Source organism: Tenacibaculum aestuariivivum (assembly GCF_964507685.1).
Lineage (GTDB): Bacteria > Bacteroidota > Bacteroidia > Flavobacteriales > Flavobacteriaceae > Polaribacter > Polaribacter aestuariivivum.
The window spans coordinates 631,435-655,250 of sequence record NZ_OZ208414.1; the positions used below are offsets into that span (position 1 = coordinate 631,435).

General features: G+C 31.3%; 9 protein-coding genes. 2 read left to right on the top strand and 7 right to left on the bottom strand.

The genetic code is table 11. The features are described 5' to 3' along the window. Positions 1 to 151: 151 nt before the first annotated feature. The 5 genes from rluF to ACN5J4_RS02775 form a co-directional block, all read right to left on the bottom strand. A complete protein-coding gene (gene rluF / locus ACN5J4_RS02755) occupies positions 152 to 1,039 on the bottom strand; it encodes a 23S rRNA pseudouridine(2604) synthase RluF (RefSeq protein ID WP_418650642.1) in 888 nt (295 codons plus the stop codon). A 64-nt stretch (positions 1,040 to 1,103) separates the two neighbouring features. Beyond that, a complete protein-coding gene (locus tag ACN5J4_RS02760; protein ID WP_418650643.1) occupies positions 1,104 to 2,051 on the bottom strand; it encodes a type IX secretion system membrane protein PorP/SprF in 948 nt (315 codons plus the stop codon). Positions 2,052 to 2,053: 2 nt separating this feature from the next. Further along, positions 2,054 to 15,886: a T9SS type B sorting domain-containing protein gene (locus ACN5J4_RS02765; protein WP_418650644.1), complete on the bottom strand. Its 13,833-nt coding sequence runs from the start codon at positions 15,884 to 15,886 to the stop codon at positions 2,054 to 2,056. A 42-nt stretch (positions 15,887 to 15,928) separates the two neighbouring features. Further along, a complete protein-coding gene (locus tag ACN5J4_RS02770; RefSeq protein WP_418650645.1) occupies positions 15,929 to 17,827 on the bottom strand; it encodes a PorP/SprF family type IX secretion system membrane protein in 1,899 nt (632 codons plus the stop codon). Positions 17,828 to 17,836: 9 nt separating this feature from the next. Further along, positions 17,837 to 20,023, bottom strand: coding sequence for a gliding motility-associated C-terminal domain-containing protein (locus ACN5J4_RS02775; protein ID WP_418650646.1), 2,187 nt, complete (start codon positions 20,021 to 20,023; stop codon positions 17,837 to 17,839). A gap of 262 nt (positions 20,024 to 20,285) precedes the next feature. Between ACN5J4_RS02775 and cmk the strand changes: the two genes are divergently transcribed. Next, positions 20,286 to 20,975 (top strand): (d)CMP kinase, encoded by a 690-nt coding sequence (cmk, locus tag ACN5J4_RS02780; RefSeq protein WP_418650647.1) that lies wholly within the window; start codon positions 20,286 to 20,288, stop codon positions 20,973 to 20,975. Between the two features lie 85 nt (positions 20,976 to 21,060). Here the strand turns inward: cmk and ACN5J4_RS02785 are convergent, their stop codons facing one another. Continuing rightward, positions 21,061 to 22,098, bottom strand: a complete 1,038-nt coding sequence (locus ACN5J4_RS02785) for an RluA family pseudouridine synthase (protein WP_418650648.1) — start codon at positions 22,096 to 22,098, stop codon at positions 21,061 to 21,063. 15 nt (positions 22,099 to 22,113) lie between these two features. Beyond that, positions 22,114 to 22,695 carry a PASTA domain-containing protein gene (locus tag ACN5J4_RS02790; RefSeq protein WP_418650649.1) on the bottom strand — a complete coding sequence of 194 codons (582 nt, stop codon included), beginning with the start codon at positions 22,693 to 22,695 and terminating at the stop codon, positions 22,114 to 22,116. A gap of 141 nt (positions 22,696 to 22,836) precedes the next feature. Between ACN5J4_RS02790 and ACN5J4_RS02795 the strand changes: the two genes are divergently transcribed. Next, entirely contained in the window at positions 22,837 to 23,814 is a 978-nt protein-coding gene (locus ACN5J4_RS02795) for a D-alanine--D-alanine ligase (RefSeq protein ID WP_418650650.1), read from the top strand. Positions 23,815 to 23,816 lie beyond the last annotated feature (2 nt).

Here is a 23,816-nt window from a genome sequence, read left to right on the forward strand (position 1 = left end):
TTACATTATTTATAAGTCAATTATTTTACAAAACCTAGCTTCAATTTTTTTGAAGCTATATCCCGCTTTACGCACTCGCTTTTTTTTGAAAAAAATCAAAAAAAGAGCTCAAACAATTGCTTCAATCGGGGCTAAGTTTAGTTATTACTTTTTATTTACGACTTCTTCCAAATTTTGAATTACTATTTCGTTTTGTTTTAGGTGAGTTTTTTCTAAAAGAAGCACTCTTCCTATTAAAACCGTTAGGCTTTTTAACCTCCTTTTTACTAGTTTGTTTAGGCTTATTTTTTTGAACTATATCAGATGCTTCTTCTGTTTTAGAAGAACTTGAAATCATTTCAATAATTTCTTTCATTTCTTGCTCTGTTAACTCTCGCCAATCTCCTGTAGTTAAGTTACCTAAAGAAACATTCATAATACGTTCACGCTTTAACTTGGTTACTTCATATTCTAAATACTCACACATTCTACGTATTTGACGATTTAAACCCTGTGTTAAAATAATTTGAAATGTAAAATCATTTATTTTTTTAACCTTACACTTTTGAGTTACCGTACCTAAAATAGGTATACCATTACTCATTTTAATTATAAATTCGTCGGTAATTTTTTTATCAACAGAAACAATATACTCTTTTTCATGATTGTTACCTGCACGTAAAATTTTATTTACAATATCACCATCATTGGTTAAAAAAATTAACCCTTCAGATGGTTTATCTAAACGACCTATAGGAAACAATCTTTCTGGGTGCCCTACAAATTTTACAATATTCTTTTTTTCTTTACTATCTGTTGTACAAACAATACCTACTGGTTTATTTAGCGCAATATATAATGTTTTAGGTTTTGCTATTAATAATCTACCATCTACCCTAACTTTATCACCTTCAAAAACTCTGTTTCCTAATTGAGCTATATTTTTATTTATGCTAACTCTACCTGCATTAATAAGTTTTTCAGCATCTCTACGAGAACAAATACCAGTACTACTAATAAATTTATTAAGATTTATTGAAACTTTATTCTTATTTTCCATTACTGCAAAGAAAAGAAAATCCTCAAGTTTTAGCTTGAGGATTTCGACTATATTATTTATTTATTTAAAAAATCATCATATCTTGAGTACATCTAGCTAAACTAGGCCTTCTATCATAATCAAAACCTAGGGTAATCATGTGCGTACCATAATTAAAATCTTGTGTTTTATTTAAATTAACACTAAACCCGTAAGATATATATATATTATCCTTTTTTAAACCAAGTAAAGGAGCTATTGCATTAGGTGTAAAAAGTTGATCATTTAAAAAAGTATAACTTAATCCAGCCCATACGTAACCATCATCAATACCTTTTCTAATTTTAACATTCATATCGGTTCTTGATCTTTTATCTTCTTCATAATACTCTACAAAAAGAGAAGGTTCTATTTCTATTTTATTACTTATACGTGCTAAAACATATGATGTATAAAGTGTATATCGTCCTAAACCTTCTGGTTCATTGGTTGAAAAGTTTTCTATTCTTTTATCTAAAATATTATTAGCATTTAAACTAAGGCTAAACCTTTCATAACGATATAATAAACCAACATCAAAATTAGAGCTAGTAAGAGATCTACTTGGTACTGGTTGTCCTGAATTGTTTTTGGTAGTTTCAATAGCAAACTGAACAAAACTATAACTTAAACCAAATGATAAAAAACTGTCATGGAAATCACTTAATGTTAAATGGCTTGCTAATGATAATTTAAATCCTTTTTGACTTGTAAACCCATTCCTATCATTAAACACAGTAATACCTCCTCCAAACCTTTCTGCTAAACGAGCTTCTACAACTAATGATTGTGTGTCCGGTGACTCTTTAACACCAATCCATTGACTTACTCCGTTTAATCTAACTTGCAATCCTGCTCCAATACCTGCATATGATGGAGATATTAAAAAAGGATTATCTGCTAAATGATTTATATACTGAGGTAAATTAATTTCCTGAGCTACTAATTTTACACTACAAATTACGATACTTATTGTTATTAATATTTTTCTCATTTTTATCTGTATAAAGTAAAGTGACCCATTATTTTTTTCTCTTCTCCTGATAGTTCATTATAATAAATCGTATACCAATAATCTCCAGCTGGTAATGGTCTACCATCATAAGTTCCATCCCAACCTTGAATTAATCCTTGATAATTTTGAATCTTACGAGCATATCTGTCATAAATATACACTTTTATATTATGATAATTCTCAACATTTATTGGATACCAGAAATCATTAATTCCATCTCCGTCTGGAGTAAATAAATTAGGTATTTTTATTGTTACATAATCACCTCTTACTATTAATGTAACTGTACAACCTCTAGCATCTCTTACTGTAACTCTATAGTCTTTTGTTTGTAAGATTATAAGTTCATTATCTACATCAAAATTATTTCCATCTATACTATACTCATATGGTGGTAAACCAAAATCTGCATTAACTATTATTTTATTTCTTTGAGAATCATCTATTGTCATTGATAATTCTTTAATATCTAAAATATCAATAGGATTTGCATTTGAATTTTCTGAACATGATGTTGCTGTATGTGTTACAGTAACAGTATATCCGTTGCCTGCAGAAACATCTATAAACTCACCTGTTGTATTGGTTGTTACAGCAACTCCAACTCCATTGTATAAAGTGTAAGATACAGCATTCTTGTAAGCATCATCAACAATTGCTTTAATTATATTACCTACCTCACATGTATATTCAAAATCTACCGTTAACTGTAAATCTACGGGTGGTATTAGGCTTATAGGCTGTAAAGCTTTTGGTGAACAACCTGCTCCACTATCTCTTACACTTATTAGATAACTCTCACCAGCTTCTATACCTTGAACATCGTTAATAGTTATCTGATTTTGAAAATAAGAAGTTGATAATTCTACATTGTTTATACTTATAAAGTACGGTTGAATTCCTCCTTGTACATCTACAGTTATACTTGGTGCTTTATCATTAATACAAGTTTGCTCTACTACATTTATTAATGTTATATCTAATGCATTTGGCTGCTGAACTTCAACATCTATTGTTTCTATACATCCTACCTTATCTTTTACGGTAACAGTATAACTACCTGCTGATAAGTTTTCAAATACATTTGTTTTTACAAATTTATTTGTAGGTTGTGAACTAATATTATATTCATAATTTTCTGGAATATCATTACCATTACCACCTATTGCTGTTATAGTAATTGTACCATCAGTACCTCCAAAACAATTTGTATCTGTGTGTGTTTCTGTCAACTCTAATAAAGGTGGCTGTGCAATTGTGTGAGGTTCAGTTATTACTTCACAAACAACATTTACAGCATTTGTACTTCTTACATTAATTTTATAAGTACCTATTGATAAATTATTAAACATATTAGAAGCTTGCCATCCAAAACCAGTAACCGGTATGTTAGCACCATCTAACAACTGATATTCATAATTTCCGAAACCACCACTTACTGTTGCTGATAATGCTCCATTATCATCTCCATTACATGTAACAAAACCTGAGTCTATGATTAATGTAGCTATTAATGGTTCATATGCATTTATACTTACAAGAATTGTATCAACACAATTATTTGCGTCACGTACATAAAAAGTTTGTTGTCCTGCTTTAATTCCTGTAAAAACAGTACTAGTTGTAGCTATTGATGTAAAAGCAACACCATCACTACTAAATTGATAAAGTCCTGTTCCTCCAGTTCCTGATACTTCAACAGTAGCAGTATTGTTAACGCATGTAATATCCGTTGTTATATTTGCTATTGCTTCTACTTTAATAGGATCAACAATACTAATATTTTCTATATATTCACAATTATACTTATTATCTCTAACTATTACTTGGTAGTTTGTTCCTGCTGATAAATTTTCAAAAACATTTGAAGATTGTTCTACTTGTAACCCGTTAGAGTATATTAAAGTATAACTATAATCTTTTGTAGAAGTATCTTGTGTTTGACCACCTGTTACATTAGTTATTTCAATACTCGCATTAAACTCACCTTCACATTGATTTTCTATCTTATTAACCGTTGCTAATAATGGTATTGTAGGGTTTAATGTAAAACTAAAACTATCTGTACAGTTACTATCATCTTTTACAATAGCTACATAATTTCCTGAAGGTAACCCTGTAAATATATTATTAGTACTATATGCATATCCTGTAATTATTACACCTAAATCATTTTCTAATTGATATTCATAATTACCCCAGCCTCCTGTTGCTGATAATATAATTTGTCCTGAATCAATAGAACTACAGCTTACATATGTTAACTCATTATTTAAAGTTAAAGCATCTACTGGTTCTGCTATAGTAAAGTTTGAAGATTGAGCTGTACAAAATGGGGAATTTGTTCCCATATCAATAGTTATATAATAATCTCCTGCTAACAAACCTGCTATAGGTGTTGCAGTTCCTCCAATTCCTGTTCCGGTTATTGTTGTTGCTATTCCTGATGCATTATAAACAGTATACGTATAACCTAAAGTGTAAGATGGACTTGCACTACTTATATCTAAAACTGCACTTCCATTATTATCTCCTTTACAACTTACATTTTCTATATCTGTAATAATTAAATCAAAAACTGGGGCTTCTGAAACTGTATAAAAGTCTACTAATTCACAGCCTGTTGTTGGATGAGTTATCGTTATTTGATAATCTCCTGCTGGTAAATTGTCAAAATCTCCTGCTGTTCCATTTTGTGTTACTAATGCATATGAATTTCCGTTAATACCTTGAATTGTTATATCTAACGCTATTCCTGAAACAGAATCAAATGTTACAGTTATATCCTCTCCTGCGGTACAACTTATTTCAGTATCAAGTGTAATATTTGAATTTGTTAATTCATCAAAAGTAGTAATTGTTGCTGTGGATGTTGCTGAACAACCTTGATCATCATAAACTGTAATAGCTACTGTTCCGCCTGAAATATTATCTGTAGTAAATATAAAGTTACTTGAATCTTGAGTTTCTACAACTCCTATTACAGGTGTATATGTAAATAATGCCTGAGTATAATTACCACTTCCACCTGTTATTAAACTATTATCTATTCTTACGCTTGCACTATTAGCTAGGTTCCCTTTACTACAACCAAATTCAGTAACTGTAGGTAGTGGCAATACAATTAAATTTAATTGCTTGATAGATACTGATACATCTGTCGTACAACCGTTTATTCCTGTTGCTGTTACAACATAATCATCGGCTGGTAAGTTTGTGAATTCTGTTCCTACAAGAGTTGCTGTATATGTATTTGCTACATTGTTTATTACATAAGTTAATGGTGATATTCCATTAGCTGTAGGTGTTACCTTAATAACCCCTGTTGTGCTTCCAAAACAAATATTATCAACAATTGCTAAAGCTGTAAAGTTTGGTTCTACCCTTGGTTGAATTATTATTTCTTTAGACACCGAACAAGCTGAAGGCAATGCATCATTGTCTGTTATAGTTACCGTATATGTTTGCGGTGTTGTATTTGTATTTGGAATAGATATTGTAAAAGGATTTGTTGTTACATTACCACCTAATATTGACCCTGCTTCTACCGAACCTACAACACTATATGTATAATTAGCTGTTCCGTTTACCCATGATTCTAATGTTACCGTTACCTCTCCATTTGGTAATGCTGAACAATCTACTTTCTTTGTTTCTACTAATGAAAAATTAACATCTGGATTAATTGTTACTGACAAAGGAACTCCTGGGTCACAACCATTTGAATCTGCAACATTTACAGTATAAGTATCTGCTAATAAATTAGCAAAGGTATAACTTGTTGCGTTTAAAACCTGTGTTGCTACTAAACCTGATCCATTAGATAAACTATAAGTATAAGTACCCGTTCCTCCTGTTGCTGTTACAGTTATGCTTCCTCCTACTGAAATATCACATGCGTTATCATTTTCTGTAAGATTAAAACTTACCGGAAGTGGATTAGTTACCATTACAGTATCTGTTACAATACATCCGCTTCCATCTCGTAATCGTACTACATAATTTCCTGAAGGTAACCCTGTAAATATATTATTAGTACTATATGCATATCCTGTAATTATTACACCTAAATCATTTTCTAATTGATATTCATAATTATTCCAACCTCCTGTTGCGTTGGCTGTAATAGTTGCATCTAACCCGTTAGCACAACTTACTACAGGAGCTAATACTCCATTAACACTTAAAGCATCTACTGGTTCTGCTATAGTAAAGTTTGAAGATTGAGCTGTACAAAATGGGGAATTTGTTCCCATATCAATAGTTATATAATAATCTCCTGCTAACAAACCTGCTATAGGTGTTGCAGTTCCTCCAATTCCTGTTCCGGTTATTGTTGTTGCTATTCCTGATGCATTATAAACAGTATACGTATAACCTAAAGTGTAAGATGGACTTGCACTACTTATATCTAAAACTGCACTTCCACTATCTCCCTTACATATTGCGTTTACAATATCTGTAATAATTAAATCAAAAACTGGGGCTTCTGAAACTGTATAAAATTCAACTAACTCACAGCCTGTTGTTGGATGAGTTATCGTTATTTGATAATCTCCTGCTGGTAAATTATCAAAATCTCCTAAGGTTCCGTTTTGAACTACAAAAGCATATGAATTTCCATTAATACCTTCAATTCTAATATCTGCTGTTATACCTGAAACAGAATCAAATGTTACTGTTATATCCTCTCCTGCGGTACAACTTATTTCAGTATCAAGTGTAATATTTGCATTTGTTAATTCATCAAAAGCAGTAATTGTTGCTGTGGATGTTGCTGAACAACCTTGGTCATCATAAACAGTAATAGCAATCGTTCCTCCTGATGTATTATTTGTTGTAAATGCAAAACTAGCTGAATCTTGAATTTCTACTACACCTGTAACAGGTGTATAAGTAAATAGGGCTTTAGTGTAATTTCCACTTCCTCCTGTTACTAACGTATTGTCTAATATTACCGATGCATTATTTGTTAAATTACCTGTAGTACATCCAAATTCAGTAACTGTAGGTAGTGGCAATACAATTGGTGCTAACTCTTCAATAATAATATCTGAAATAATAGTTGAACAACCAGAAGCTTCTTGTGCTTCTATAGCATAAGTACCTGGTGGTAAACCTATAAATGCATCCGTTCCGTTATAACTAAACTCTGCATTAGTTGGTAAAGGAGTTATTGTATATGTTAACGGTAAAACACCATTATCTATAGCTGTTAAAATAATTGTTCCAGAATTATCTGCTGCACATACACTATTTATTTTGTTGTATGTAAAACTTGGTTTTATTGGATTTTCAACTGTAATTGTTTTAGTTATTGAACATCCTGAATTTACATCTGTAACTGTTATATTGTGAACTCCCGGAGCAAGTAAACTTACATCAATCGATGTTGATGGTGTTATAATTGTTCCTGTACTTCCAGTATCAAAAGAATAATTATAATTTCCTCCTGTACCTGATGTTATAGAAATATTTACTTCAGCATCATTTCCTGGAATACAACTCGCATTTTGTTTTAATCCTAAATTAAAATCTAGATTAGTTTGTATTACTACTGCTAACTGTGAATCAGTACAACCATTAACATCACTTATAACAACATCATAACTTCCTGGTGATAATGCTGATACTGTATATATTGTATCTAGTGTTGGAGCTGAAAAAGTCACTCCATTATCTATCGAATATCTGTAAGGTGGTGTTCCATTACTTGCGGTAATTGTTATTGTCTTATTTGTATCACAACTTAATGGTACAGCTGTAACAATGGTAGGTGATGAACTTAAATTTAAAGTTTCTGTACCTATACTTACAGGGCCACATCCATTTTTATCTTCAGCAAAAACTTCTACGACTATAGGTGTTCCTGTTACTGTATTAGCATCAATAGCTATTGTATTTCCTGTTAAAATACCTGTTGCATTTGTTACAGTATAAGTATATGTATAATCTCCAAAACCTCCTACTACATTTTCTATTCTTACCAAGCCATTAACACTACAAGTAATATCATTTACTTTAGTTACTTGACCTGTTATTTCTGTACCTTGTTTAATTTCTACATCTAAACTACCAAATTTACATACAGGACTTGCTGTTTTATTTGATAGTAATATATAATAATTACCTGCAGATAAACCTACTGTAGAGGTAATCGATAGGTTATTTTCTCCTGAAGCAGGTGAACTCTCTATAACCGTATCTGTTATTGGACCTGTTGTTGCTGGTGATGTTCTTTTATATATAACCCAATCATATGGTAACACTAAATCTCCAGTTGTATTTTGTATATCAAATGTTATCTGTCCGTTTGTTTCACCAAAACACACATCATTATTAACTGTTGGTGTAATTAATACTGTTGGTGTAAAATCTTGATATACATCTTCACTATTTTTCTTGATACAGTTTGCTGCATCTCTTACAAAAAAGTCATATGAAAGCCCTGGTATTAAACCTGTATATGTTTTGGTTCTTGTTTGGTCTGGTTGTAAAGTAGTTGGACTTGTTGTATCAGCTAATTCCCAACCTGTAGGTGAACCTATTGCAAACTCAAAAGGACTATTTCCACCACTAGCTTCTACCGTTACACTAAACCCTGTTGAACAATCTGAAGGATTAGCTACTGGGTTTACTATTAACCCTTCTAAATTATATGAAATTTCATAATTACCATAAAATACTTTACAAAATTCAATTCCTCCACTATTAATAGTTCTTAAAGCAGGTGTTACTATATCTCCTGAATTTAAATTTCTTACTTGTCCATTTGTTGTTGTAAAATCTACCCAAGTGGTTCCATTATCAATACTATATTGTAAAATATTAGGTAAAAAATCAACAGGATTTATATTTATAAAGTTAAAACCTGTATTTAATGGATCTACAGCACAGTTTAATGGTAAAACATCTTCAATCTCTATAACCAAAGATGGTAAATCTGTTAAGGTTAGAGTTTTTATGTCTGAACACCCTAAATCATCAGTAATAGTTATCGTATATGTTTCTGCTACTAATGAATCAAAACTAAAATTAGTTCCTGTAAAATTAGTTTTTGTTTGCGTAGTTATAATACCAGATGTATTTGCTATGGTAATAGTATATGGCGCCTGTCCTGTATTTGCAGTTATTACCGCATCTATACTACCTGGATCTCCATTACACGTTGGTTCATTAGCTGTTAAAGTAATAGCTACAGGTGTAACTGTATTTATTACAACATTTTCTATTTTGTAAGTACAGTTAACATCATCTTTAACATACACATCATACGTACCTGCTAATAAACCTGTAATAGGATTTATTGAAGAATATGTACCTACTGCTCCACCATCTGTTACTACTGAAAATTCGTAACCAGTACCAGAACCATCAATTGGGTTTACTAAAATTTGACCAGTAGGAGTGCCTGCAGGCATACAGCTCAAGTTTGTTGGTGTGGCTGTTGCTAAAAGAGCTGGATTAATTGTTATTGTTTTTTCAAGAAAACAACCTCTATCATCCTGTACTCTTATAATATGATTTCCTGATGACAAACCTGTAACAGTAAATTCTGTTGATGTTGCTGTTGCAACATTAGTTAACCCTCCTGAATTTACTGTGTATTGATAATTTCCGTTTCCTGTAATATTAGTAACTTCAATTGTTCCGTTAGTACCATCGTAACATAAAGCTACCGCATCAAAAGTAATATTATCTTTAGGGTTTACTGTTATTGGATATGGTACTGACTTACATCCGCTTGAATCAGTTGCTACTATTGTATAATCTCCTGCTATTAAATTGGTAAATACTGCTCCTTGTGATATGCCTGCATTATTAAATAATTCAAAAGTATAAGGCGCTCCACTTCCTCCACTACCATATGGAGTTATAGTAGCTCCTGTTGCCGGATTACATGTAATTTCTTTGGTTACTGCCGTTAAAGGTGTTACTAAAACTGCTGTAGGGTTTGTTAATGTTACTGGATTTAAAGTTACGTTACAACCCGTAGTTTGACCTAATGGCCTAACCTGAAGTGTATGAACTCCTGCTGAAAAACCTGTAATTGTAAATGGATTTGCTCCTGAAGCAGTCCAAGTAATTCCATTATCTATAGAATATTCAAAAGTTGTTGGTGGTACTGATGGAAAAGATGCTGTTACCGATATTTCACCATTTGACTCACCTAAACATACTGGATTTGTTTGATTTGTTACTATTGCTGTAAACTGTTGATCTGATAAAACTGTTACATTTATTGGTACTGTACAGTTACTACCATAACCTACTGTTATTGTATGAGGACCTACTGCCACATTATTAAATACATTGTTTCCTGTTTGTGGGCTTCCGCCATCTAAAGCATATGTGTATGAAACATCTAATGGTGTAATAGTTATATTTCCTGTTCCGTCACAATTATAATCTACCGAACTAGCTAGTAACGGTGTAGTTGGCACATCATCTATTGTTACTGTATTCAAATCTAAAACACAATTATTAGCATCAATTACTCTTGTATCGTAATCACCTGGGGCTAAATTAGATACTGATGTACCAGACACTGATGTATACAAACTATCTGAAGTTAGTTTATAATAATATGTATACCCTAGTGTTCCTCCTGTTACTCCTGAAAAATCTATACTACCTCCAGATACACCACAAACTAAAGCTGTAGACACTGCTGTTCCGTTTGATAATGCTAGTGGCGTTGTAATAGTTTCACTACCCGGTGTTACTAAAGGGCAGTTATTACCATCTATTACTGTGACCTGATATGTATCTGCTAACAACCCTGTGAATGAGTAATTTAATAAGTTTGAAGGCCCTTGTGTTACTGGCGCTCCTGTACCTTTGACTGTTACTGTATACGGTGCTACACCGGCCGAAACTACTATATTTATTGTTCCGGTATCTGTACTACAATTTGGTTCAATTACCGATGTTGTTATAGTTGGGTCAGCTACTCGTGTTACTACACGTGTTGTTATAAATTGACAAAAACCAGTATTTCCTCCTTGATCTCTCACATAAATATCCCATGTTCCTGCTGTTATATCTGATAAATATGTTGCTGTAAAGTCTGAACTAGTAGGTGTAGCTCCTGTCGGCACAATTGCATACATATAATTACTATCACCTCCTGTTGATACTATTGATAAAACACCTGGATTACATGTTTCATTTGTCACCGTTACAGTTGCTGTTAAAAGTGGTAAAATAGTGGTAGATTTTGTTTCTTCACAACCAAATTCATCTAAAACTGTTATACTATAAACCCCATCTGATAACCCTGTAAATATATTCGAAGTTTGTGTTGTTGTTCCTCCATCTTTACTATAAATATAATTACCATTTCCTGTAATTATATTTACAGTAACCGTACCATCATTTGTGCCACTATAGCAGACCTCTGGTGTTAAGGTAAAATCTAAATCATCTTTAGGGTTTACTGTTATTGGATATGGTACTGACTTACATCCGCTTGAATCAGTTGCTACTATTGTATAATCTCCTGCTATTAAATTGGTAAATACTGCTCCTTGTGATATGCCTGCATTATTAAATAATTCAAAAGTATAAGGCGCTCCACTTCCTCCACTACCATATGGAGTTATAGTAGCTCCTGTTGCCGGATTACATGTAATTTCTTTGGTTACTGCCGTTAAAGGTGTTACTAAAACTGCTGTAGGGTTTGTTAATGTTACTGGATTTAAAGTTACGTTACAACCCGTAGTTTGACCTAATGGCCTAACCTGAAGTGTATGAACTCCTGCTGAAAAACCTGTAATTGTAAATGGATTTGCTCCTGAAGCAGTCCAAGTAATTCCATTATCTATAGAATATTCAAAAGTTGTTGGTGGTACTGATGGAAAAGATGCGGTTACCGATATTTCTCCATTTGACTCACCTAAACATACTGGATTTGTTTGATTTGTTACTATTGCTGTAAACTGTTGATCTGATAAAACTGTTACATTTATTGGTACTGTACAGTTACTACCATAACCTACTGTTATTGTATGAGGACCTACTGCCACATTGTTAAATACATTGTTTCCTGTTTGTGGGCTTCCGCCATCTAAAGCATATGTGTATGAAACATCTAATGGTGTAATAGTTATATTTCCTGTTCCGTCACAATTATAATCTACCGAACTAGCTAGTAACGGTGTAGTTGGCACATCATCTATTGTTACTGTATTTAAATCTAAAACACAGTTATTAGCATCAATTACTCTGGTATCATAATCTCCTGCTAATAAATTTGATACTGAAGTTCCTGATACTGAAATATATGAAGTATCTGTACTTAGTTTATAATAATATGTATAACCTGGGGTTCCTCCTGCGACTCCTGAAAAACTTATACTTCCTGGTGAACCACATAGTAAAGATGTAGGTGCTGCCACTCCGCCTGATAATGCTAGTGGTGTTGTAATTTCAAGATCTAACACTTCATAAATACACTCATCAGTATTTTTTGTTGCTTTAATATAAACAGTGTATGTAGCTACTGATAAACTATTAAAAACTCCTGAAGGAAACCAATCTGTATTATTAATACTATACTCTAAGGTATAACCTAAATCATCTACTACTTGAACATTTATAATACCATCATTATTTCCATTACAAGTAACAGGTGTTTCTATATGAGTAAATACTAACTCATTTTCAACAGTAATAGTTACAGGAGATGAAAAATCATAACAATTATTACTATCAAATATTATAAAAACATATTCTCCTTCATCTCCTAATGGAACAGAATAAGTATTATTTGTTGTAAAAAGAGGATTGCTTGTTGAATAAGCAGATGAAGGAATACTTGTAACATCTGCATACAAATCTGTTGCATCTTTAGACCAAACAGCATAAGTATAAGTTTCTCCAGCTACCGTATCTAAGGTTCCTCCACTACCTGTTAAAGTTATAACTCCTGCAGAAGCACCATCTTTACACGTAATATTTTTAGTTGCTAAAGCTGTAACTGTAACTGCATCAGGTTCAATAACTCTAGTTGTTTCTGTTACGCTACATTTAGCTGTTGTAACAGTAACATTATATAAACCTCCTGTTGTTACATCAAATATAAAGTTTTTATTTGGTGTTGGTCCTTCTGTTGCTATTGTAGCTCCAGTAGTATTATTAACTACAGTATAAGTGTAATCACCAATTGCTCCATCTGCCTGCACATTTATTTGAGCTGTTCCATTAGCACATGCCATATTAATTTCTGAGGGCACTGCTACTGTCAAATTTTCTTCTTGAATATTTATAGCTGGAAATGTGTAACTACATGAAGCTGCTGTAGCACTACTTGACCTAATAGTCAAAACATAATCTCCTGGAGATGATAAATTATTAAAAAAATTATCATTTTTAAAATCCTCAAAATAACCTGCTGTTGCAGTAGCTGCAACACCGCTTAAACTATATTGATATCCTACAGGTATATTATTTACAGTAATACTTCCGTCAGTACCACAAATAATATTTTCTTTAACAATATCAGGGGTTAGTGTTGATTCAAATACATTAAAATAATAAGTGGTTGGGCATTGCCCATCATACAAAACTTCTAATTTATACTTACCTTCATTTGCAAAATTCTCTGAAAAACTGCTTCCCAATGAATCCCATGTACACGTTGTATTTACATTTGCACAAGCTGTATTTGTCTCTGCTACACATGATGCTTCGTTTAATTTAAACCACTCAACAGTAGTTAAAGAAGTAGCATCAAAAGGTAAATTTATATCTCTAGAATTTCCAACTCCACATAAATAAATTTCAGATAACTCAAACATATTACTAGGGCACGTTGTTACCGTTTGATCTACAAAAGGTAATAATGGGTTGGAAGCAGTATTATAATTTTCTACAATTATTGTTTCTTGCGAATCTATACAACCTACTGGAGCTACTTTATATACAATATAAGTACCTGTTTGTGTTGCTGTATATGTTTGTGTTGAGGCTATTTCTACACCAGGATTGTTGGTGTTTTCCCATGAATATGAAGCAAAACCTGTTCCTGCAGATAAAAGAACATCTCCACCACAAATGGTTTCTGTTCTTTCAAATGTACATCCACTAATATCAATTAAAAAGTTTGATGTACCTACTTGACCTAAATTACAAACATCAACACCAGCAAAACTTGGAGTATTTTCTATTCTATTATAATCTGGTGTATATCCAGCATCTGTAGGCTGTAAAAAAGATAAATCTCTAGTATAATTTGCAAACGCTATATTTTCTATTTGATTAGAACAAACATCACGTAATTGACTACAATCATCAACAACTTTAATTTTTATTTTAATTGAATACGTTGGGTCTCCTATTTCAACTAAATCATCTGGTATTGAAAAAGTTAACCTTCCTCTAAAACCATTTCCTGCAACAGGGGGGTCATAAGTATATGTTATACTAGGGTCTGGCAAAATAAGATCTGCAGCTAAAAAATCAACATTTTTAGGTAAATCATCTATAATTTCAGTATTTATAGCATTATCAGTACCAACACTTTGAAAAGTTAAATCATAAAACAACTCACTTCCTAAAATTACAGGTGTTCCTGAAATATCATTTCCAGAAGCATCTGTAATTGTTTTTACTAATTTTATTTGAGGTTCTATTATTTCTACAGACATTGCACTTAAAAAAGGAAAGTAATAATCTCCTCGCGTAGTAAACCTAACATCCGCAGTTGTTTGGTTGTTATCTATAATGCTATTACCTGTATTATTAAGAACAAACTGATCTACATCAAATCCAATTGTGTTTTCACTTGCAGGGTTTCTTGCCGCTAAACTACCAGCATAATACGCACCATACATACTTATTTTACCATTAAAAAAATTATCAATAGGATTTAACGCGTTTGACATTCTTTGATAATTTCCAAACTTATTTTTTACTTGATAAGTATCTCCAGATCTTCTTCCATCCCCTTCCAAAGCCCCAATAATTTGCTCTACTTTTACAGGCCCTGTTGGAATTGTTGTAAAACCTGTATATGTTAAGTCTACAGATGAAGAAGTACCTCGTACATTTGCATATCCATCAAAAATAGAAATATTTTTTGCTGTTTCAGTATCATTTTCATAAACAATAACCATAACCCACCCCGCAGCTGAACCAACACCTCCTGCACGACCTTCGGTAGCTAATATATTTGCTCCTGTATAAACTCCATTAGGATTAGGTTCTGCTTGTACTAAAGCTGTTATATCTTTAAAACAAGTGTATGATTCACCTGTATTACTTAAAATTTCTCTATCATTATTCGTAGCACTTATATCAATATAATCAGAAGAAGGAAGTTTAAATTTTATGTTTCTATAATCTTCTAAACCATCAGTATATACAGCTGCCCAATATAAACCTGCATATACAACACGTGAACAGTTAGGTAAATTTAAGGTAGCAGTACTTGATGAAAATGTATCATCATATCCATCATTATTATCATCAACAAAACCATCAGTATCAATATAATATAAATAAAGCTCATTGTTGTCTTCATTTTCATTATACGATGCGTTTGTTGTTAAAACCCAATTTGGTGGATTTACCCATTGTCGTACGTTTAGTATATTATTAGCTACAAAAGTCATATTACCACGCACTTTGATACCTCCATTAGGCAAACGAGGTTCAAAACTATCTGGCTTACGTGCAGCATCAGGTAAAGAGTCATACAGGCTCCACTCTGCTTTATATTTTTTTAACTTTTGTGCCGTTGAATCAATTGTTTGTGAATACGAAATTGATATAGCTAAGAAACTTGCTAATAAAAGTATTTTTTTTATCATGTTCTGAAAATTTTATCGTCCGGGGGAATTCTAAAAAATTAATTATTTTATATGTACTATTGTTTTTCGGTCATAAAACACACCATCTAAATTACTATTATATAAACGAATAACCTCTTCTCTGTTATCTGTTTTTGCTATATAAACATGCATGTAACCCGTTGTTGGATTTATAAAATATCCGGCTTCAATACCATCATTTCTTAACTCATCAACATTTCTATCTGCTAACGCTTTTTTAGAATTTACATAGACTTGCAAATAATATCCAGGTGCTACTCCTTGCATGTTCAATAAAGTTCTTACTCTTGCGGGTGGTTGTTTTTTAGGTTCTTTATAACTATTTTCATCGTTTCCTATAGTTAATTTAGCAACGTAAACGGGGTCTTTACTTCCTTTTTTTATTTTTATTGATGACCTATCATTTTTTTCATCATTTTCAAACAAACGTGTTTTATCATTAAAATCATCTACTTTATCTTCAGCTTCTGATTTCTTAGCATATCTATCAATATATACGTAATACCATTTTTCATTTGGTTCAAAAATATATTTAGCTTTTATATCTAACCTATTCCATTTTTCTATTAAAGCAAGTACATTCTCTTTATTTTTATACCTGTCAGAAACTACATAATACATAGTTCCTCCACCTCCACCCCCTGAAGAGGCTATCATTTTATCTCGCCAAGGAGTTTCTGCCCTTCTTTCTAACGAAATATCTTTATCGTTATTAAGACTTTCGTTCGGTATTGTGTTTTCTATTATTTCTATAGTTGGTGGTGTTTTTTTGATAACTGATACTGGTTCTTTTACTTTTTCTACAGTTGGTTTTGGTATCGTTATTTTCTTTTTATTTTTTAATAAGCGTAATATTTCGTTTACTTTATTATTTAAAATAGCTATTGAATCTTGAGCTTTTTGAACTTTACTTGATAAATCATTTTGTTGAGTATTTTTTGGTGCTCTGGTTGGTAAAGTTACTTTTACAGTACCTAATCGTTTTTGTGGTCTATCTCTTATGTAAGATTTTTTTCCAAAAACATATGTTATTCCTACTTCATTAGTTACTGCAAAATCATTTTTTTCATAACTGAACCCTATTGCTAAATTTTCTGAAATATTTATTCCTAAACCTGCTGAAATACCGTATGTTTTATCATAACCTGTTTTAATCCAACCTGCCTTAGGCAAATCTAATATTACATTAGCCCCTATACTAAACTCTTCTTTTCCTGGCTTTCTGGCCGTAGCTAGCGCTCTTAAATTTGCGCTCTGTAAAAGACCTGACAAATATGTAAATTCATATGAATACATAGCATGTGCTGAAAAAATTTTTTCTCCAAAAGAAGTGGCCATTTCGCTACTTTTCAAATTAAAATCAACTAAGTTTTCTAAAAACACTCCTACATCAAACTTACCAAAAGATAGAGTTATTGCCGGTTGTAACATTACAATTGGGATATCTTGAAAATTTGCTACCTGAGGATCTAATACTGTAGAACTGACTTTTAAATTATTAGCACTTCTACGACTGTATAAAAAATTAAATCCAAAAGTTAAATCCATCTTTTCATTTAACTGTAATCTTTGAGCATAATTTGCAATCGCTCCAAAGTCTTTAAAAACGCCTACCTCTTGTTGGTATAAAGCAAAACCAGCACCTACATTTTCTCGCATTTTACCTGAATAACTAACTATATGTAATCGAGGATTGTCTTCAAATTCAATATTAGTATTACGAACTATAGCTGTAATTGCAGTTTTATTTTCTCTTAAAGCTGAAAAAGTTGGCACCGTTAATAAACGATTAAACTTCATAAAGTTTCTCGATGTAAAACTATTATATTGTTGTGCATTGCTAGACACTTGTGCTTGTATTAAGAATACATTGAAAAACAACAAAGTTATTACTATATATGGAGGACTATTTTTAATCATTTTAAATATTTAATCTAATACAGATATTGTTCCTGCTTTAATTAACACGTTTTCTTTTATAATTTTATAATAAAAGATTTTTTGATTTCCTAAACTTTCTATTGGCCAATCATTTTGATAATCGGCTCTATTTAAAATTTCTTTTCCATTAGAGTCATACAATTTTATGATTACTAGTGGCTGAAAGGCATATTTATTTGATAACTGCCAGCTGTCATTAATTCCATCTTGATTTGGAGTTATAATATTAGGCACAATAACTTGAGTATCTTGTTCAATTACTTCAATTGTTTTCTCTATACTACACCCTCCAATAGTAGCGACTACCGTGTAATATCCTACAGTATTTGTACTTAAAGCTTCTGTTGAAGATAATAATGTACCATTAATACCTATACCTTCATACCACGTATAGGTATCTGCACCAGAAGCTTTAACAATTACAGTTTCTCCTTGTGCTAGCACTACTTTTCCGGATGGTGTTGTGCTAATAATCGAGGAGTCAAATAATACGACCGATATTGTTTTAATATTTTTTTCACATCCAAAGCCTGACATTTTTAATATATAATTACCAATTTCAGTTACCTCAAAACTAGCTACATTACTTGCTATAGGCAGTATATCACCATCTTTAAACCATTCATAAGTATAATTTACATCTAACCCATCTATGGTATAAGTAATACTACTTCCTGGACATAATGTATTTGAATTTGGAAATGACGTTACTATAGGAGCAGCAGCCATTAACTTTATATCTAATTCATTAGATGATATATTATTAAAAGTACCTATACTTATATTTAATTTATAAATACCTGTTTGCGTGTGTGAATTTAATGACAACTGCTTGGTTGTAGCTCCTAATATATTTACATTATCTACAACCCATTGATATGACAATAAACTTAACTGTTCTGTTGTTAAAGGATATATGTTACCTACTTCATCTACTACATTAGCTTGCTGTAAATCAACATTTACCGCTGTATTACTACATTCCTGATAAGTATCATCAGTTCCAATAACAAGCTCAAACGATTTTATTGTTAGTAAACGCATAACTTGTGAATCTGCTACAACAACACACCCCCCTATGGTAGTTTCTACAACTCTAGCAACATAATCTCCAGGTTGATTAACATTTAAGGTTGTTTCATTTACACCAAATAATCTATTTCCATCCTTATACCACTCCACTGTAAAATCTCCTACATTTGTTACTGTTATAGATAAATCTTTATACTCACCCGGTAATAAAACAGATTCTAAAGGTGTATTTTCTGTAATAGAAAAACTTGGTTGTGTTTTTTGACTTAATGTTACATTTTCTGAGATTGTAGTACAGCTACCTGTCTCAATTTCTAATTGATAAACTCCAAATTGTCCTACACTAGGTGTTGTATAGGTAGATGAGTTTGACGATTGCATCAAGTTATTATTTAAATACCAATTATAAGTATATAAACTATTAACAAAATTAGCTTCAAAAGTATGCTGTTCATCTCCACATACCTCTACCAAAGACGCTCCTTTTATTTGTTGATCTGCTTCATTAAGAATAGAAACATCAATAGTAGTTGATGAAACATACCCACAACCACCATAATTAATTTTAACTTGATATTTACCTGTTTCAGTAACTTTTAATACAGGATTATTTGTCAACGTAACAAAAACATTATTTTTATACCACTCATACTGTCCTTTTTGAGTAGTGTTTAATGTTAATTCAGTAGAGCCTCCACCACATAAAACTACATTTTTATAATTATTTAACACTAAAGTTCCATTAACCATCTTATAAGCCTCAAAAATATCAGACTCTGGACTAATCATTACGGGTGAACTTGATACTAAGCGAATTTTATAACTTGTTCCAAAAGTATGATCAGGTAAAGTAATATCTGTAAAAAAACTATAGGAAGTATTTTCTGTAGATATAACACCTAAATTTATAGGCGCATCCCAAGCTCCATTAGCATTAGACATTTCAATTGTAAACTGATTTTCGGCATCAAACGATTTAGTTGTGTAGTTAAACTCAACCTTAAATTCTGTAAGTATACCATTATCACAAGCTCTTTCAAACTGTAACTCTGGCTTTAAAAGTGTTTGAGACACTGTACTACTAGTAACGCTAAAGAGAAGTATACATAAAAGTAAAAGTATACTCTTGGTATTTTTCTTCATTAATTTATGGTTATTTAATAAAAATCAAATGTAAACTTTTTAGATTAAAAAATATAACTTATATGAAATCATTATACAATATACAAAAAAAAGTAATAAAAAAAATTAAAAATACCAATATTTTAACAATTAAAAAACAATCATTAAAAAAAATGATAAATTTATTTTACTTCATATACATATAAAATAACAGTATTATTCTAACTTTAGTTTAACTAAATACTAGAATCTAATGTATATTTGTACACATATTACTTTACTTATGACTCAAAAAATTACCATAGCAATAGATGGTTTTTCATCAACAGGTAAAAGCACTATTGCAAAGCAATTAGCTAAAAAATTAGGATATATTTATGTTGACACAGGAGCTATGTATAGAGCAGTTACATTATACGCCATGCAACATAATTATATTTCAGATACTCATTTTAATACCAATGATTTAATTACTGATTTAAAAAATATTTCTTTACATTTTGTTTTTAATAATAATTTGGGGTTTGCTGAAATATTTTTAAATAATACAAATGTTGAAGCTAAAATTAGAACTATTGAAGTATCAAGATTAGTTAGCAAAATTGCAACCGTTTCTGAGGTTCGAAAAAAATTAGTACTTGAACAACAAGAAATGGGAAAAAATAAAGGTATTGTAATGGACGGTCGTGATATTGGAACTGTTGTTTTTCCGGATGCTGAATTAAAATTATTTATGACTGCCTCTGCAAATAAACGTGCCACACGGCGCTATAAAGAATTATTAGATCGTGGTGATAAAGTTAGTTATCAAGAAATTTTACACAATGTTCAAGAACGTGATAGAATTGATTCTACAAGAAACGATTCTCCACTTACCCTTACTAATGATGCCATAGAGTTTGACAATTCAAACATGGGGTTAGAAGATCAATTTGAACGTATTATGACCTTAGTAAAAATGAGGCTAGGGTAAATAAAAAAAGCAAGAGATTTAAAAATCTCTTGCTTTTTTTATACTTTCATACTAAATTTTAGTATTTTATGTAATCAAAATAAAATTACCCTTCTGTTATTTTAGAGTTTTCAGAATAAGTTCGCCATTTTGCTAAACATGCTTCTATATCAGCAGGAATCTCAGTATTAAACTGCATAAAATCTCCTGTTACTGGATGTGTAAACCCTAATGTTTTTGCATGTAATGCTTGTCTTGGTAATACCTTAAAGCAATTATTTACAAATTGTTTATATTTAGTAAAAGTAGTTCCTTTTAAAATATCATTACCTCCATAACGTTCATCATTAAATAAAGTATGACCAATATGTTTAAAGTGTGCTCTAATTTGATGTGTTCTTCCTGTTTCTAACTTACATTGTACCAATGTAACATAGGTTAAACGCTCTAAAACCTTATAATGCGTTACAGCGTGTTTACCATAATCTCCTTCAGGAAAAACATCCATTTGCAAACGATTTCTAAAACTACGACCTATATTTCCTTCAATAGTTCCTGTATCTTCTTTTACATCTCCCCAAACTATAGCATAATACAAACGCTCAGTTGTTCTATCAAAAAATTGTTTTGATAAATGTGACATCGCATACTCATTTTTAGCAACTACTAATAATCCGCTTGTATCTTTATCAATACGATGAACTAAACCTGGTCGTTCATTAGAATTTGTAGGTAAATTTTCAACATGATGAATTAATCCATTAACCAATGTACCTGAATAATTTCCATGCCCTGGGTGTACTACCATTCCAGCAACTTTATTTACCACTATTACATCATCATCTTCATATACAATGTCAATTGGCAAATCTTCCGCAACTAACAAGTTTTCTGCAGGCGGATAGGCTAAAACTACTCGAACTACATCTTTTGGCTTTATTTTATAATTTGGTTTTACCGCCGTATTATTAACCAAAACATTACCTGCTTTTGCTGCTTGTTGTATTTTACTTCGTGTGGCATTTTCAATGAAATTCATTAAAAATTTATCAACCCTTAAAGGTTCTTGACCATCTGTTGCTACAAACCTATAATGTTCGTATAAATCGTCATTTTCTATTGCTAAATTCGTATCTTCCTGCATTAATCAATTATATAATTAGTTAGCTTTACCATCACCTAAAATTAAGGTAATAGTTGTTTTTTTAGGTAATTTTGTTCCTGGCGTAATTTTTTGATTATTATACTTTAATCCTCTAACTACATCTTTACCTATATCATTTACCCAAGTAATTTCTTCTCCTACTATAAAACCTTGAGATTGTAAATGTGTAGTAGCCTGCCTTTTAGTACGACCATTTAAGTTTGGCACTTCAATATCTCTATACTTTGACGGATTTAAAGTTAAATATAATTTACGTTTTTCTTTTACAAAATCACCTACATCCGGTGTTTGTTCAATTACTGATTTTTTGGGATAGTCAGAATTATAGGTTGCACTATCAATTATAATAAAATCTAAATTAAGCTCATTTAACTTTTTTTCAACTTCAATTAACGACATTTTATGCAAATTAGGTACTTGTATTTTTTGATCGTGATTTGTAGTTATACCCAACCACCACTGTAATATAAAAACTATTAAAAATAACGAAACAACCGCTATTCCTATTTGTATAAAAAATGTTTTACTTTTTATAAATTGAAATAAATTTTTAAGTTTATCTGAAAAATTACTCATATTCTTTTTTTGTAAGGTTTTGCAAATTTACTGTAAAAATATTACTATTTTTAATTCATGAACTCTTAAACCAGTTTTTTTGGTAAGTTTGTATTATTATACAGGCAATTTTACAATATAAAACAATTCAAAAGCACAAAAGTGAAAAAAAATATAGCTATTATTATGGGTGGATATTCTTCTGAAATAGAAATATCCTTAAAAAGTGGCACCGTAGTTTACAACCATCTTGATAAAGAAAAATATAATGTCTATAAAATTCATATTTTAAAAAATAAATGGGTTTTAGTAGATAATAAAAATGAAGAATACCCTATTAACAAACACGATTTTTCTGCAAATATAAAAGGTGACAAAATTTCTTTCGATTGTGTTTTTAACGCTATTCATGGAAACCCGGGTGAAAACGGAACTATTTTAGCTTATTTTGATTTAATTGATATAAAACACACTTCGGCTCCTTTTTATCAAATGGCATTAACATTTAATAAACGTGACACTTTAAGTGTAGTAAAACAATATGGTATTGCAGCCGCAACATCGGTATATTTAAATAAAGGTGATGCTATAAATGTTGACGCTATTATAGCTAAAGTAGGCTTACCTTGCTTTGTAAAACCAAACAATGCAGGTTCAAGCTTTGGTATATCAAAAGTACATACAAAAGAAAAACTAATACCTGCCCTAAAAATAGCATACAAAGAAGATTCTGAAATATTAATTGAAAGTTTTTTAAACGGTACGGAAGTTTCTGTTGGTGTAATTAAACACAAAGGAACTACAACTGTTTTACCAATTACTGAAATAGTTTCTGAAAATGATTTTTTTGATTATGAAGCTAAATACGAGGGGAAATCGCAAGAAATTACTCCTGCTCGTATTACTCAAAAACAAGAAAACAGAGTTAAACAAATTGCTAAACGGGTATATGAAGTTTTAAATATGAGTGGTTTTTCTCGTTCTGAATATATTTTCGTGAATGATGAGCCTCATTTTTTAGAAATAAATACTGTTCCTGGATTAACAGAAGCAAGTATTTTACCACAACAAGCAAATTGCGCAGGTATATCATTAGCTGAGTTATTTGGAAACGCTATTGAAACAGCATTAAATAATTAAAA